Origin of the sequence: Roseococcus suduntuyensis, from assembly GCF_014196305.1 — a bacterium.
Classification (GTDB): Bacteria; Pseudomonadota; Alphaproteobacteria; order Acetobacterales; family Acetobacteraceae; genus Roseococcus; species Roseococcus suduntuyensis.
The window spans coordinates 50,333-64,828 of sequence record NZ_JACIDJ010000009.1 but is presented as its reverse complement, the minus strand read 5'-3'; the positions used below and the strand labels follow the sequence as shown (position 1 = coordinate 64,828).

13 protein-coding genes are annotated in these 14,496 nt (G+C 71.0%); 5 read left to right on the top strand and 8 right to left on the bottom strand.

Annotation, left to right across the window (positions count from 1 at the left end; genetic code table 11):
- Positions 1-57: 57 nt before the first annotated feature.
- The 3 genes from GGQ83_RS18720 (at position 58) to argF (ending at position 2,864) form a co-directional block, all read left to right on the top strand.
- Positions 58-603: an outer membrane protein assembly factor BamE gene (locus GGQ83_RS18720; protein ID WP_184386507.1), complete on the top strand. Its 546-nt coding sequence runs from the start codon at positions 58-60 to the stop codon at positions 601-603.
- Between the two features lie 117 nt (positions 604-720).
- On the top strand, positions 721-1,923 hold the full coding sequence (locus GGQ83_RS18715; protein ID WP_184386506.1) for an aspartate aminotransferase family protein: 1,203 nt from the start codon (positions 721-723) through the stop codon (positions 1,921-1,923).
- Positions 1,920-2,864 (top strand): ornithine carbamoyltransferase, encoded by a 945-nt coding sequence (argF, locus tag GGQ83_RS18710; RefSeq protein WP_311728724.1) that lies wholly within the window; start codon positions 1,920-1,922, stop codon positions 2,862-2,864. The genes GGQ83_RS18715 and argF overlap by 4 nt, the downstream gene beginning before the upstream one ends.
- Before the next feature lie 277 nt (positions 2,865-3,141).
- On the opposite strand, the gene GGQ83_RS18705 is transcribed toward argF, so the two are convergent.
- From GGQ83_RS18705 to aspS, 4 genes are all read right to left on the bottom strand, one after another.
- Positions 3,142-4,494 (bottom strand): amidase, encoded by a 1,353-nt coding sequence (locus tag GGQ83_RS18705; RefSeq protein WP_184386505.1) that lies wholly within the window; start codon positions 4,492-4,494, stop codon positions 3,142-3,144.
- A gap of 41 nt (positions 4,495-4,535) precedes the next feature.
- Positions 4,536-5,870 (bottom strand): LLM class flavin-dependent oxidoreductase, encoded by a 1,335-nt coding sequence (locus GGQ83_RS18700; protein WP_184386504.1) that lies wholly within the window; start codon positions 5,868-5,870, stop codon positions 4,536-4,538.
- Between the two features lie 76 nt (positions 5,871-5,946).
- The gene (locus GGQ83_RS18695) at positions 5,947-6,801 is read right to left on the bottom strand and encodes an EipB family protein (protein WP_242534765.1); all 855 of its coding nucleotides are present in this window, start codon (positions 6,799-6,801) and stop codon (positions 5,947-5,949) included.
- Positions 6,802-6,810: 9 nt separating this feature from the next.
- The gene (gene aspS, locus GGQ83_RS18690) at positions 6,811-8,610 is read right to left on the bottom strand and encodes an aspartate--tRNA ligase (protein WP_184386503.1); all 1,800 of its coding nucleotides are present in this window, start codon (positions 8,608-8,610) and stop codon (positions 6,811-6,813) included.
- Positions 8,611-8,761: 151 nt separating this feature from the next.
- On the opposite strand from aspS, the gene rnd reads away from it, so the two are divergent.
- Positions 8,762-9,934 carry a ribonuclease D gene (rnd, locus tag GGQ83_RS18685; protein ID WP_184386502.1) on the top strand — a complete coding sequence of 391 codons (1,173 nt, stop codon included), beginning with the start codon at positions 8,762-8,764 and terminating at the stop codon, positions 9,932-9,934.
- Positions 9,935-9,997: 63 nt separating this feature from the next.
- Here rnd and GGQ83_RS18680 read toward each other — a convergent pair whose 3' ends face one another.
- Positions 9,998-10,885 (bottom strand): polysaccharide deacetylase family protein, encoded by an 888-nt coding sequence (locus GGQ83_RS18680; RefSeq protein WP_184386501.1) that lies wholly within the window; start codon positions 10,883-10,885, stop codon positions 9,998-10,000.
- Between the two features lie 89 nt (positions 10,886-10,974).
- Between GGQ83_RS18680 and GGQ83_RS18675 the strand changes: the two genes are divergently transcribed.
- A complete protein-coding gene (locus tag GGQ83_RS18675) occupies positions 10,975-11,955 on the top strand; it encodes a Bug family tripartite tricarboxylate transporter substrate binding protein (RefSeq protein ID WP_184386500.1) in 981 nt (326 codons plus the stop codon).
- A gap of 23 nt (positions 11,956-11,978) precedes the next feature.
- Here the strand turns inward: GGQ83_RS18675 and GGQ83_RS18670 are convergent, their stop codons facing one another.
- From GGQ83_RS18670 to GGQ83_RS18660, 3 genes are read right to left on the bottom strand one after another with little or no spacing between them, the layout of a single operon-like run.
- Positions 11,979-12,938, bottom strand: a complete 960-nt coding sequence (locus GGQ83_RS18670; protein ID WP_311728718.1) for an MBL fold metallo-hydrolase — start codon at positions 12,936-12,938, stop codon at positions 11,979-11,981.
- Positions 12,935-13,540 (bottom strand): pyridoxamine 5'-phosphate oxidase family protein, encoded by a 606-nt coding sequence (locus tag GGQ83_RS18665; protein ID WP_311728716.1) that lies wholly within the window; start codon positions 13,538-13,540, stop codon positions 12,935-12,937. The genes GGQ83_RS18670 and GGQ83_RS18665 overlap by 4 nt, the downstream gene beginning before the upstream one ends.
- Positions 13,537-14,376 (bottom strand): ATP-binding protein, encoded by an 840-nt coding sequence (locus GGQ83_RS18660; RefSeq protein WP_184386498.1) that lies wholly within the window; start codon positions 14,374-14,376, stop codon positions 13,537-13,539. The genes GGQ83_RS18665 and GGQ83_RS18660 overlap by 4 nt, the downstream gene beginning before the upstream one ends.
- Positions 14,377-14,496 lie beyond the last annotated feature (120 nt).

Below are 14,496 nucleotides of genomic sequence, written 5' to 3'. Positions count from 1 at the left end.
CCTTGCAAGGCCGCCGCGCATTGACCGCGGCGGCAAGCTGTCGGTAGAGGTGGGGCCATGGTCCGCCCCCTCCGACTGGTCAATATCCGCCCGACCCTGGCCGGCCTCGCCGCCGGGCTGCTGCTGACGGGGTGCGGCTACCTGCCCCCGCTGCCCGAGCGCCCGCGCGACGTCTTCACGACGCCGGCCATCAACCGCGGCCATGCCGTGACGGCCGACCAGCTGCGCCAGGTGACGCCGGGCGTCTCCACCCGCGCCGATGTGCAGGCGGCGCTGGGCAGCCCCAGCCAGACCGGCACCTTCGCCGATGGCGAGTGGTACTACATCAGCTCCGTCAGCCAGGTGCGGCCCGCCCGGGCGCTGGCGGTGCGGGACCAGCGCGTGGTCGTGGTCGCCTTCGACGGCGCCGGCACGGTGCGCGAGGTGCGTCAGGTCGAGGACCGGGAGATGCCGCGCGTGGCCTTCGTGACGCGCGAGACGCCCACCCCGGGCACGGAACGCACCATCATGCAGACCCTTTTCGGCAATATCGGCCGGGTGGGGCCGGGCAGCTCCATGACGCCGCAGACCCCGGGCAGCGCGGGCGGCGGTTCGGGCCGCTGAGCGCCCGCCGCGCGGCTGCCCCAAGGCTTCCGCGCTGGACTTATGGAAGATTTGGCGCAAACTGGCCGTTTCCGGAAGCATTTCGCCTCCGGAGCAACGCCAGAGGAGCGCCGTCGCGTGATCCCCGCCCTGATGCCCAACTACAACCGTGCCGACCTCGCCTTCGAGCGGGGTGAAGGCGCCTGGGTGTGGACGACGGATGGCCGACGATTCCTCGATTTCGGCTCCGGCATCGCCACCTCCAGCATCGGCCATGGTCACCCGCACCTCGTGAAGGCGATCGCGGAGCAGGCCGCGAAGGTGATGCACGTCTCGAACCTGTATCGCGTGCCGCAGGCCGAGCAGCTCGCCGCGCGCCATGTCGCGGCCTCCTTCGCCGACAGCGTGCTGTTCTGCAATTCGGGCGCCGAGGCCAATGAAGGCATGGTCAAGGCCGTGCGGAAATACCACGCGGAGAACGGCCACCCGGAGCGCTACCGCCTCATCTGCTTCGAGGGCGCCTTCCATGGCCGGACGCTCGCCATGATCGCGGCCACCGGCAACGCGAAGTACCTGGAAGGCTTCGGCCCGCCGGTGGACGGCTTCGACCACGTGCCCTTCGGCAACATGAACGCCGTGCGCGACGCGATCGGCCCGCAGACGGCGGGCGTGCTGATCGAGCCCATCCAGGGCGAGGGCGGCGTCCGCCCGGCCGACCTGCGCTTCCTCAAGGACCTGCGCGCCGTCTGCGACGAATTCGGGCTGCTGCTGGCGCTCGACGAAGTGCAGACCGGCATGGGCCGCTCGGGCAAGCTCTGGGCGCATGAATGGGCGGGCATCGAGCCCGACATCATGTCGGCGGCCAAGGGCATCGGCGGCGGTTTCCCGCTGGGCGCCGTGCTGGCCAAGGAACATGTGGCCAAGCACCTCAAGCCCGGCACCCATGGCCACACCTATGGCGGCAACCCGCTGGCCGCCGCCGCCGGCAATGCCGTCCTGGACGTGGTGCTGGCGCCGGGCTTCCTGGACAAGGTGGACCGTGTGGCGCGCCACCTCTGGCGCGGCTTCGTGGCCCTGGCCCAGAAGCACCCGCTGGTGGTCGAGGAGGCGCGCGGCGCCGGCCTGCTGATCGGCCTGAAGCTGCGCCCCGAGGTCAACAATGGCGAGATGCAGTCCGCCTGCGTGGCCGAGGGCCTGCTGACGGTGGCCGCCGGCATGAACGTGCTGCGCGTGGCGCCCCCGCTGATCATCACCGAGGCGGAGGCCGACCAGGCGCTGGACATGCTCGACCGGGCCTGCCTGCGCCTCACGCCCTCACAGGCCAAGGCCGCCGCCAAGTGAGTGCCGCGTTGAAGGAAGTGACGGGGGGTGGCGCGCCGCGCCACTTCCTCGAACTGATGGACATTGACCGCGGCAGCCTGCGCCGCATGCTGGACCTCGGCCAGCGCGCCAAGCGCGGCGAGATCACGGACAAGCCGCTGGCCGGCAAGCACATCGCCATGATCTTCGAGAAGCCCAGCACGCGCACGCGCGTCAGCTTCGAGGTGGGCATCCGCCAGCTCGGCGGCGATGTGGTGACGCTGTCCAGCAAGGACACGCAGCTCGGCCGGGGCGAGACGCCCGCCGACACTGCGCGCGTGCTGTCGCGCTATGTGGACGCCATCATCCTGCGCACCGACCGTGTCTCCAAGATGCGCGAACTGGCGGAGTTCGCGACGGTGCCCGTCATCAACGGGCTGACCGACGTCTCCCACCCCTGCCAGCTCATGGCCGATGTGATGACCTTCGAGGAACATCGCGGCCCCATCGCGGGCCAGGTGGTGGCCTGGACGGGCGATGGAAACAACGTGGCGCAGAGCTTCATCCAGGCCGCGGCGCGCTTCGACTTCACCCTGCGCGTCGCCACGCCGCCCGAGCTGGCGCCCAAGGCCGACCTCATCGCCTGGGCGCGGGCCGAGGGCGCGCGGGTGGAACTGACCACCTCGCCGCAGGAGGCCGTTGCCGGGGCGCGCTGCGTCGTCACCGACACCTGGGTGTCCATGAGCGACGACAAGACCAGCGCCCGCCAGCGCCACAACATGCTGGCGCCCTACCAGCTCAACGGCGCCCTGCTGAAGCACGCGGCGCCGGACGCCATCGTCATGCACTGCCTGCCCGCCCATCGCGGCGAGGAAATCACCGACGAGGTGATGGACGGGCCGCAGAGCGTGGTCTTCGACGAAGCCGAAAACCGCCTGCACGCCCAGAAGGGCGTGCTGCTCTGGGCGCTGGGGCTGGCGTAGCGCCGAAAGGCGCGGCCGGGGCAGGTCACTCCCTGGGAAGGGCGCTGCCCTTCCCAGACCCATCCCGCCGAGGGCCCTGGCCCTCGGAACCCGTCTCATGGCCATTTGTGGGGAGGGGCTTGGCGTGCCCTTCATCACGGATGCGCCCTTGATGCCCCTCCCCACAAATGGCCATCACACATGGGGTCAGGGGCCCATGGCCCCTGGCGGGGGTGGTCTGGCGGGGGCGGCAGCCCCTGCCAGCGGCGCCACCTGCCCCGCCCCGCGCCCTTCGGCGCTACCCCTCCAGCGCCCGCTCCACCGCCTGCGCGATGGCGAGCAGGCGTTTGTCCTGCATGGCCTCGCCCATCAGCATCAGGCCGACGGGCGCTTCTCCCGGGGTGTGGCAGGGCAGGCTGATGGCGCAGCGGTCCAGGATGTTGGCGATGGCGGTGTTGCGAAGCAACAGCAGGTTGATGCGGTTGTATTCGGCCTCGTCCTCCACCTCGGCCAGGGCGGGCGGCGGCAGGGGCAGGGTGGGGCAGAGCACGGCGTCGAAGGGCGCGGTGTGGGCGGCGGCTTCGGCGATGATGGCGGCGCGTTCGCGCAGCACGTCGAGGTAGTCGGCCGCCAACATGCGCTCGCCGCGGCTGATGCGTTTCAGGATGCGCGGATCGTAGCGCGTGCCGGCACGGATGATGAGGTCGCGGTGCCAGTGGAAGGCCTCGCTGGCGGTCAGCCCGCCCTTGGCGTTCATGGCGGGGATGCGGTCGAGTTCGGGCAGCCTCAGGTCGGTCAGCTTCGCGCCAGCCGCTTCCAGGCGCGCCAGGGCGCGGGCATAGGGCCGCGCGACCTCGCCCACCATGTCGTCCTCGACCACGTTGGTGAGGATGGCGAGGCGCAGGCCGGACAGGCTCATCTCCGGCAGGGGGGCCGCGTTTTCCTCCCCGGCCAGGAAGGCGTCCAGCGTCGCGCAGCAGCCGACGGAACGTGCCAGCGGCCCCACCGAATCGAGCGAGGGCGAGAGCGGCAGCACGCCCTCGATGGGCACGCGCCGCGCGGTGGGCTTGAACCCCACCACGCCGCACAGCGCGGCGGGAATCCGGCAGGAGCCGCCGGTGTCGGTGCCGAGCCCCCCGAAGCCCATGCCATCCGCCGCGGCCACGGCGGCGCCGGAGGAGGAACCGCCCGGCAACCGCCCCGTCTGCCGGTCCCAGGGCGAGAGGGGCGTGCCGTAATGGGGGTTCACGCCGAGGCCGGAGAAGGCGAACTCCGTCATGTTGGTGCGACCCAGCACGATGAAGCCCTGGCGCAGCAGGCGTTGCACCACGGGGGCGTGGGTCGCGGCGGGGGCCGCACCCTCGCGCGCCACGGAACCCGCCATGGTGGTGACGCCCGCCTCGTCGAAGAGGTCCTTGATGGTGATGGGAATGCCGGCATGGCGGCTGGGGGCGCGGCCGGATTTGCGCAGCGCGTCCATGGCGAGCGCCGCGTCCCGCGCCGCCTTCACATGCAGGGTGGTGAAGACGCGCGGCCCTTCGCCGGCCTGGGCGCGCACCAGCGCCTCCTCCACCAGGGAGGCGGAGGTCACCTGGCCCGTCTCCAGCCCGATGGCGGCGAGGTCTATGGTCGGGAATTCGTGGCGCGGCATGGGGTCCCCCTGGAAGGTCACTTCAGTATCGGGCAGGCGGGTCAGGCCGGGAAGAAGCGGTTGGCCGGGCGCGGCAGGCCCAGATGGTCGCGCAGGGTGGTGCCCTCGTATTCCGTGCGGACCAGGCCGCGGCGGCGAAGTTCGGGCACCACCAGGCGGATGAAGCGTTCCAGCCCGGTGGGCACCACGGGGGCCGCGATCATGAAGCCGTCGCAGCCATGGCCGCGATACCATTCCTCCATGCGGTCCGCGACTTCGGTCGCGCTGCCCACGAAGAGGTTGCCCGCCATCTGCGGCAGGATGGCGCGGCTGGCCTGGCGGATGGTCATCCCCTCGCCCCGCGCGCGGGCGACGATGGCCTGGGCGATGGCGGTGGGGCCGATCTCGCTGGTGTCGAGATCGGGGAAGGGCTGGTCGAGCATGGAAAGCTTGAACTTCAGCCCGGTCATCTTGTTCAGGTAGTCCAGCGCCACGGCGTCGGGCACCAGCGCGTCCAGTTCGTCGGACATGCGCCGCGCCTCCTCGGCCGTCTCGCCCGCGATGATGGTGACGCCGCTCAGGATCTTGAGACTGTCCGGCGTGCGGCCATGCTTGGCGAGCCGCCCCTTCAGGTCGGCATAGAGGGCCTGGGCGCGGGGCAGCGTGCCCTCGATGGCGAAGACGCAATCGGCCATGGCGGCGGAGAGTTCGCGGCCCGTCTCCGACTGCCCGGCCGAGAAGACCACGGGCTGCCCCTGCGGCGGCCGCGGCGCGTTGAGCGGCCCCGCCACCTGGAAATGCTTGCCATGGTGGTTCAGCGCATGGACACGGGCGGGGTCGAGGAAGCGGCCGCTCGCCTTGTCCTGCGGAAAGGCGTCATCCGCCCAGGAATCCCATAGCCCCTTGACCACGGCGGCGAATTCAAAGGCACGCTCGTAGCGGTCGTCGCGCGGCACATGCGCCTCATGGGAAAAATTCAGCGCATCGCCGGGGTTGGAGGTGGTGACCAGGTTCCACCCCGCCCGCCCGCCGCTGATGTGATCGAGCGAGGCGAAGCGGCGGGCGACATGGAAGGGCTCGTCATAGGTGGTGGTGGTGGTGGCGACGAGGCCGATGCGCGAAGTCGCCATGGCCAGCGCGGCCAGCAGCGTCACCGGCTCGAAGATGCCCGGCCGGTCGGAGGGAGAGGTGGCGGCGAAGAGGTCCGGCTTGTCCATGTTCCGCACGCCATTGCCATCGGCGAGGAAGAGCAGGTCGAACCCGCCGCCTTCCGCGATCTGGGCGAGGCGCACGGCGTTGGCGAGGTTGGCCGCTGGCCGGTCCCAGGCGTCGGGGTGCCGCCACTCGCCCACATGGCTGCCCTGGGCATTGGCATTGGCGGCAAGGATCATCGGCATGGCGGCTCCCCCGGGCAGTGCCGCGACAGGATTGGCCGCAGGGGAGAGGGTGGCAACCCAGGCTAGGCCGAACCGCCTAGCAAGGGCTCGGAATGGGCGTCAGTTCCGCCAATTCGCCGCGCACGCGGAAATCGCCGAAATCCATCAGCAGCTCATCGGCCACGCCATTTTCGTAATAGCGCAGGCTGACCTCGTAGCTGGGGGTGGAGGCGCCACCCTGCGCCGCCTGGTCGCGGTCGAAGAAGGCGATGCGCATGCGCGCGCTGCCCAGTTCCGACAGCAGGGGAAATTGCGCGTGGGGCTGCGGCGCGGTCCAGCCGCCGGCCATCAGCGTCGTGGTGTCCTGCGCGCCGTCCTCGCTGGTGCCGTCGAAGAGCGGGGAGACCATGATGCGCTGCCCCGAGCGCGCCGCCGCCAGGGCGCGGATGGTGTGCTGCATGGGCAGCAGCGTGCCGGGGGGCAGGCGTTCCTCGGCATTGGTGGGTTCGTCATAGCGCGCCACGCCACCCTCGGGCGTCAGCTCCGCCGTGCCGGCCACGCGGGAGGTGACGGCCCCCTCGGTGATCTGGTTCAGCGAGAAGCGCAGTCGCGTGCCGTCCTTCGCCTCCAGCGTGTTGTATTCCGAGCTGGTCTCGATGCTGTTGCCGTCGCGGTCCTGGATGATGAGGGTGAAGCGCTGCCGCGCCGCCCAGGCATCGCAGGCGTCCAGGATGTCGAAGAGCATCAGCCCCTGGGCCTCCGCCACCCCGGCACCGTCGCGCGCCCCGTCCAGCGTCAGCCGGTAGGCCGCCCGGTGGGCCAGCATCCGCTCATGCCCCGGCTCGGCGGCCGGGGTGGCGGGGGGTGTCGCGGGAGGGGTGGCCTGCTGCGCGGGCACGGCTGGGGCCAGCAGCAGCAGGGTGAGGCCGGTCAGGAGGGCGCGTCGGATCATATGGCCCTTCTAGCCCTTTTGCGGGGCAGGTGCAGCCTTCGCGGGGGGCAGGGATACACGCAGTGACAATTCCTTGAGCCGCGCCTCCTCCACCACCGAGGGCGAGCCCATCATCAGTTCCTCGCCCTGCTGGTTCATGGGGAAGAGGTTCACCTCGCGCAGGTTGGGCTCCTCGGCCAGCAGCATCACGATGCGGTCAATGCCCGCCGCCATGCCGCCGTGGGGCGGGGCGCCGAAGCGGAAGGCGTTCAGCATGCCGCCGAAGCGTTCTTCCACGGCCTCGGGCGGATAGCCCGCGATGCCGAAGGCCTTCACCATGATCTCGGCCTTGTGGTTGCGGATGGCGCCGGAGGCCATCTCATAGCCATTGCAGACGATGTCGTACTGGTAGGCCGGGATGGTCAGCGGGTCCTGGGTTTCCAGCGCCGCCATCTCGCCCTGGGGCATCGAGAACGGGTTGTGGCTGAAATCCACCTGGCCCGTGTCCTCGTTCAGTTCGTAGAACGGGAAATCGGTGATCCAGCAGAAGCGGAAGCCGGACTTCTCGGTCAGGCCCAGCTCATTGCCCAGGCGCAGTCGGGTCTGGCCGGCGAACTTGGCGGCATCGGCGGCCTTGCCGGCGGCGAAGAACACCGCGTCGCCCGGGTTCAGCCCGCAGGCCTGGCGGATGGCCTCGGCGCGGTCGGCCTCCAGGTTGCGGGCGATGGGGCCCTTGGGGCCGTCCTGGTCAAAGGTGATGTAGCCTAGGCCGCCCGCCCCCTGCTCCCGCGCCCATTCGTTCAGCTTGTCGAAGAAGCTGCGGGGGTTGGCGCCCGCGCCCGGGGCCGGAATGGCGCGGACCACGCCGCCGCCCGCCGCGATCTTGGCGAAGAGCCCGAAGCCCGAACCCGCGAAATGCTCCGTCACGTCGCGAATCACCAGCGGGTTGCGCAGGTCCGGCTTGTCCGAGCCATAGTCCAGCATGGCCTTGGCATAGGGGATGCGGATCCAGGGGCCGGCATCCACCGCACGGCCTTCCGCGAATTCCTCGAAGGTGCCGCGGATCACGGGCTCCATCGCGGAGAACACATCCTCCTGCGTGACGAAGCTCATCTCCACGTCGAGCTGGTAGAACATCAGCGTGCGGTCGGCGCGGCCCGCCTCGTCGCGGAAGCAGGGGGCGATCTGGAAGTAGCGGTCGAAGCCCGCCACCATCGTCAGCTGCTTGTACTGCTGCGGCGCCTGGGGCAGGGCGTAGAACTTGCCGGGGTGCAGGCGGGCCGGCACCAGGAAGTCCCGCGCGCCCTCGGGGCTGGACACCGTCAGGATCGGCGTCTGGAACTCATTGAACCCGATCTCGATCATGCGGCGGCGGATGCTGTCGATGATCTTGGCGCGCAAGATCATGTTGCGCTGCAGCCGCTCCCGCCGCAAATCGAGGAAGCGGTAGCGCAGGCGCATCTCCTCCGGCGCCTCCTGCTCCTGCGCCACCTGGAAGGGCAGGACATCGGCGGTGGACTGCACCACCAGCTCCTTCACCCGTAGCTCGATGGCGCCGGTGGGCAGCTTGTCGTTCACGGTGCCGGGTTCGCGGTTCACCACCTCGCCGGTGACGGTGATCACGCTCTCCACCCGCACCGCGTCGGCCGCGGCGAAGACGGAAGAGCCCGAGGGGATGACGCATTGCGTGATGCCGTAATGGTCGCGCAAATCAATGAAGAGCAGCCCGCCATGGTCGCGCTTGCGGTGCACCCAGCCGGAGAGGCGGGCCGTATGTCCGGCGTGCTCGGCGCGGAGGGCGCCGCAGGTGTGGGTGCGGTAGGCGTGCATGGGAACCCTGGTCTGGCGAACGGAAGAGGCAGGGGCGGCAAAGGGCCTTGCCCCATGCGGGAAGTCAAGCCACCGCCACGCCTGCCCCCGCCCCTGCCCCTGCCCCTTGGGGCACCTTGCGCGCCGCCCCGGAGGGCCTAAACGCAAGGGAATGGCCCGCAGCGCTGAACCCACCCCCCGCCTCATCACCTCCGCCGAGGAGCTCGCCGCCCTCTGCGACAGGCTCCGCACCGAACCCTATGTCACGGTGGACACGGAGTTCATGCGCGAACGCACCTATTGGCCGGAGCTGTGCGTCGTCCAGCTCGCGGGCGAGAGCGAGGTGGCCGTGGTGGACGCCCAGGCCGAGGGCATGGACCTGGCGCCGCTCGGCGAGCTGCTGGCCGACCCCGCCGTGGTCAAGGTCTTCCACGCCGCCCGCCAGGATGTGGAAATCTTCCTGCTGAAATTCGGCGCCGTGCCGACCCCCCTGTTTGACACCCAGGTGGCCGCCATGGTGGCCGGCTTCGGCGACCAGGCCAGCTATGACAGCCTGGTGCGGGCGCTCGCGGGTGCCGCCATAGACAAGGCCCACCGCTTCAGCGACTGGTCCGCCCGGCCGCTCTCGCCCGCGCAGATCGCCTATGCGGCTGCGGACGTGACGCATCTGCGCCGCGTCTATCGGGAGCTTCGGGAAAAGCTGCTGAACGAGGGAAGGCTCGACTGGGTGGCGCAGGAAATGGACGCCCTGGCCGAGCCCGAGACCTACATCACCCGCCCCGAAAATGCCTGGGAGCGCCTCAAGCCCAAGACCAGCAACCGCCGCTTCCTGGGCGTGCTGCGCGCCGCCGCCGGCTGGCGCGAGGCCGAGGCACAGCGCGTGAACATCCCGCGCGGGCGGCTGGTGAAGGACGAGACGCTGCTGGAGCTCGCGGCCTCCGCCCCCACCAACCCCGAGCAGCTGGCCCGCGCCCGCGGCGTGACCGAGGGCTTTGCGCGCGGCAAGTCCGGCACCGGCCTGCTGGCCGCCATCGCCGAGGCACGCGCCCTGCCGGACGACGCCCTGCCCGAACCCCTTGAAGCGCGAAAGGGCGCCGGCGCCTCGCCCGCGCTGGTGGCCCTGCTGAAGGTGCTGCTGGCCGCCGCCGCCGAGGCCCACAACGTCGCCCCCAAGCTCCTGGCCGACACCGAGGACCTGGAGCGCCTGGCGAGCGAGGCCGAACCCGATGTGCGCTGCCTGGCCGGTTGGCGGCGCGAGGTGTTCGGCGAGGACGCGCTGGCGCTGAAGCAGGGCAGGCTGGCGCTGGGCGTGGCGGGGCGGCGGGTGCGGCTCATCCGCACCTGAGATGGCGGGTGCGGCTCATCCGCACCTGAGACGGCGGGTGCGGCTGATCCGCACCTGAACCCGTCAGCGCGTCGCGGCCAGGAAGGCCTCCGCGATCGCGTCCCGCCGCGCCACCCAGATGCGGTCGCCCAGCGAGGCCAGCCGCGCCAGCACGCGGTCCATCGCCGGAAAGCGCCCCGGACGGCCGCTGATCCGCAGGTGATAGCCGATGTTGAGCAGGCGCGGCCGGCCGCGCTCCGCCTCGGCCAGCAGCGTCTCCAGCGCGTCGTCCACATATTCCACCATTTCGCGCGCGCGGACGAAGCCGTTGGGGTGGAAGAACTTGCTGTCGTTGCTGTCCAGCGCATAGGGCAGCACCAGCAGCCCAGGCTGCGCGGGGTCACGATAGGGCAGGTCGTCGTCGAAGGCGTTGGAGGTGTAGAGGAAGCCGCGCTCGGCCAGCAGCGCCCGCGTCCAGATGCTCTCCGAGCCACGGCAGAAGAAGCCGCGTGGCGTGGTGCCGCAGGCCTGCCGGATCACCTCCATGCAGCGATCGAGGTCACGCCCCTCCGCCTCGGCCGAGGCATAGTCGGAATGCGGGCGCCAGAGCCAGCCATGCACCGCGGCCTCATGCCCACGCGCGGCGATGGCCGCCGCCAGGCTGGGCGAGCGTTCCACCGCCCGGCCGCACATCAGGAAGGTGGAGGGGATGCGGTGGCGGTCCAGCGCATCCAGCATCCGCCACAGCCCGGCGCGCATGCCATAGGCGAAGATCTGCTCCTGCCCCATGTCGCGCGTGCCGGGGGTGACGACGCTCATGAACTCGCCCATGGGCTCGGAGCGGGGATCGCCATCGCCCACCTGCTGCTCGGCGCCCTCCTCGAAGTTCACCGCGACCGAAACGGCCAGCCGCGCGCCGTTGGGCCAGCGCAGGTCGGGCCAGGTGCCGCCATATCCCACGAGATCGCGCATGGCGCATCCTTTCCGCTTTGCGGCCCGGGGCGGGCGCAGCTATCTACAACCAGGGAAACGCCTGTCCACCCAGACAGGAAACGACACATATGTTCATTCCGCGTCGCGCCCTCATGGGGGCCGCGCCCCTGCTGGCCTCGCCGCTGCCGCTTCGCGCGCAGGCGGGCTTTCCCACACGGCCGGTCCGTGCCGTGCTTTCCTTTCCACCGGGCGGTGCCATTGACGCCGTGACGCGGCTGATCGCCCCGCGGGTGGGCGAATTGCTGGGCCAGCCGCTGGTGGTCGAGAATCGCGGCGGCGCGGTGGGCAGCCTCGCGGCAGGCAACGTCGCTTCCGCGCCGGCCGATGGGCACACGCTGCTGTTCGATGCCTCGCAGCACGCGGCGGCCCCCTTCCTGCTCAGCAACCTCGCCTTCAGCTACGACACCGCCTTCGCGCCGGTGACGCAGTTGACCTCCGTGCCGCTGCTGCTGGCCGCGCACCCCTCCCTTCCGGCCCAGACCATCGTCGAGTTCCTGGCACTGGGACGCGCCCGCGCCGCGGCCGGGCGGCCCTTGACCTACGCCTCGGGCGGCAATGGCGCCTCCACCCACTACGCCGGTGCGCTGTTCCAGAAGCTGGCCGGGTTCGAGGTGACGCATGTGCCGTTCCGCGGCGGCGGCCCGGCTGTGCAGGGGCTGCTCGCCGGCACGGTGGACTTCCATATCGGCACGGTCGGCAGCACGGCGGCGCTGGTGCGCGATGGGCGGCTGCGCGGCCTGGCCGTGTCCACCGCCGCCCGCCTGCCGGCCTTCCCGGACCTGCCGACCCTCCAGGAGGCGGGGCTCGCGGGCTATGACTGGAACGAATGGGGCGGCGTGTTCGCGCCCGCCGGCACGCCCGGGCCGATCCTTGCGCGGCTGCAGGCGGTGCTGCGCGAGGCGCTGTTCCAGCCGGTGGTGCTGGAACGGCTGGGGGCCATCGGGATGGTCCCGGTCGGCAGCATGCCGGCCGAATTCGCGGCATTCGTCGCGGCGCAGAAGGCCTTGACCGGCAGCCTGACCCGCGATGCCGGGATCATGGTGAACTGACGCCAAGCCGCGCCGGCCCGGCTTCAACCGAGATCCAGGACCAGCGTCTCCCCGAAGCCGGGCACCCGGAAATCCTGCGCCCCGCGCGCGGCCAGCAGCCGCTGGGCGGGTTCGTCAATGCCCTCCTGCGTCAGCTTGAAGGTGCCGAAATGCATGGCGATGGCGGTGCGGGCGCGCAATTGCCGCTGCGCTTCCAGCGCCTGCTCCGGCGTGATGTGGACATGCTGCATGAACCACAACGGCTCATAGGCGCCGATCGGGATCAGGGCCGCGCCGAAGCCGCCGAAATGCGCGCCGATGGCGTCCAGATGCCCCCCCGCCGCCGTGTCGCCCGCGAACAGGAAGCGGCCGCCGTCCACAACCTTCACCCCGAAGCCACCCCACAGCGCCAGGGCGCGGTCACGAATGCCGCGCGCCGAGAAATGCCGCATGGGCACATAGGTGGCCCGGTGGCCGCCGGGCAGCGGCGCCGCCTGGCCCCAATCCAGCTCCACCGCGCCGGGCACGCCGTTCCGCGCCAGGAATTCGGCATGACCCAGGCCCGTGATGAGCCGCGGCTGCCAGCGTGCGTGCAGGGCGCGCAGGCTGGGCAGGTCCATGTGGTCGTAATGCCCGTGGCTGACCAGCACGGCGTCAATGCGCGGCAGGGCATCCAGGGCAATAGCGGGCGGCCGGGCGCGGCGCGGCCCGATCCAGGTGAAGGGGCTGCATCGCTCGCTGAAGATGGGGTCGGTCAGCAACGTGGTGCCATCGGCCAGCCGCACCAGGAAGGTAGAGTGGCCCAGGAAGGTGAAGGCCCCCTGCCCTGCCGGCACCTGCGTGGGCGGCGGGGGCTGGGGTGGGTCGCGCAGGTCACGCGGCCACGGGGTGCCCCGGCTTTCGGTCAGCATCCGCAGCACCCGCCCGAGCGGCTGGAAGGCCTGGCCGCCATCGGGGTTGAGGAAGCGCCCGCGCGCGTCGCGGGTGGCGGGGCCGAGCCTCACCACATGGTCTTGGCCGCGCGCTCCGGCCATTCGCTGTCATAGCGCGCGCCACCGACCTCGCCCGCCGTCAGCGCGGCCAGGATCTGGCCGGGGGTGGGCAGATCGGGCTTGGCATGGGGCTCCCACAGCCCCGCGCGGATCACGGCGCGGGCACACTGGAAATAGATCGTCTCGACGGTGATGACGGCCACGCTGCGGGGCGCGCGGCCTTCCATGGTGAAGCTCTCGCACAGCGCGGCGTCGGCGGTGATGCGGGCCGTGCCGTTCACCCGCAGCGCATTGCCGCTGCCGGGGATGAGGAACATCAGCGCCACGCGCGGGTCGCGCAGGATGTTGCGCAGGCTGTCGATGCGGTCATTGCCGCGCCGATCCGGCAGGGCGAGCGTGGTGTCGTCCAGGATGCGGACCAACTGCCCCGGCCGATCGCCGCGCGGCGAGCAATCGAGCCCCTCCGGCCCCGCCGTGGCGAGTGCCAGGAAGGGTGCCGCCTCGATGATGCGGCGGTATTCTGGGATGATCCGCGACGCCTCCTTGCGCGTCGAGGCGGGGGTGGGCACGCCATAGAGGGCGTGCAGCGCCTCCAGGCTGTCCAGGAAGTTCACGCCTTCACCCCAAGCCGGCCGGCCATCTCCTGGATGAACTGCCAGGCCACGCGCCCCGACCGCCCGCCGCGCGTGACGGACCATTCGATGGCGGCCTTGTGCAGCTCCTCCTGGCCGAGCGGCAGGTTCATCGCCCCGGCATAGCCGTCGATCATGGCGAAGAAGGTGTCCTGATCGCAGTTGTGGAAGCCGATCCAGAGGCCGAAGCGGTCGGACAGCGAGACCTTCTCCTCCACCGCCTCGGCGGGGTTGATGGCGGTGCTGCGCTCATTCTCGATCATGTCGCGCGGCATCAGGTGGCGGCGGTTGCTGGTCGCGTAGAACAATACGTTGGCCGGACGCCCCTCGATCCCGCCATCCAGCACGGATTTCAGCGCCTTGTAGTCGGCATCCTCCTTCTCGAAGGAGAGGTCGTCGCAGAACACCAGCGCGCGCCGGGGCTGCGCGCGCAGGTGGTTCAGCAATTCGGGCAGGGTGCGGATGTCTTCGCGATGGATCTCGATCAGCGCCAGGCTGCCCGGGTGCTGGGCATTGGCCTCGGCATGGGCCGCCTTCACCAGCGAGGACTTCCCCATGCCGCGCGCGCCCCAGAGCATGGCGTTGTTGGCCGGCAGGCCGCGCGCGAAGCGCAGCGTGTTCTCCAGCAGGATCGCCTTCTGCCGCGCCACCCCCTGCAGCAGCGTGATGTCCACCCGGCTGACCACCGGGACCGGCTGCAGCCGGGCGGGCGGGTGCCAGACGAAGGCATCGGCCCCCTCCAGGGTCGGCGGCGGCGGGGGCGGCGGGGCCAGGCGTTCGAGGGCGGCGGCGATGCGGGCCAGCAGTTCAGCGTCCATGCGGATGTTGAAGCCCCGCCCCGGCCGCAAGTCCAGTGGGGGCCGGCACGCCTTGCCTTGACGCCCCTCTGCTTGACGCTGGGGGCGGGGGGGCTAGGTTGCGGCCTCTCCATCTCTCCC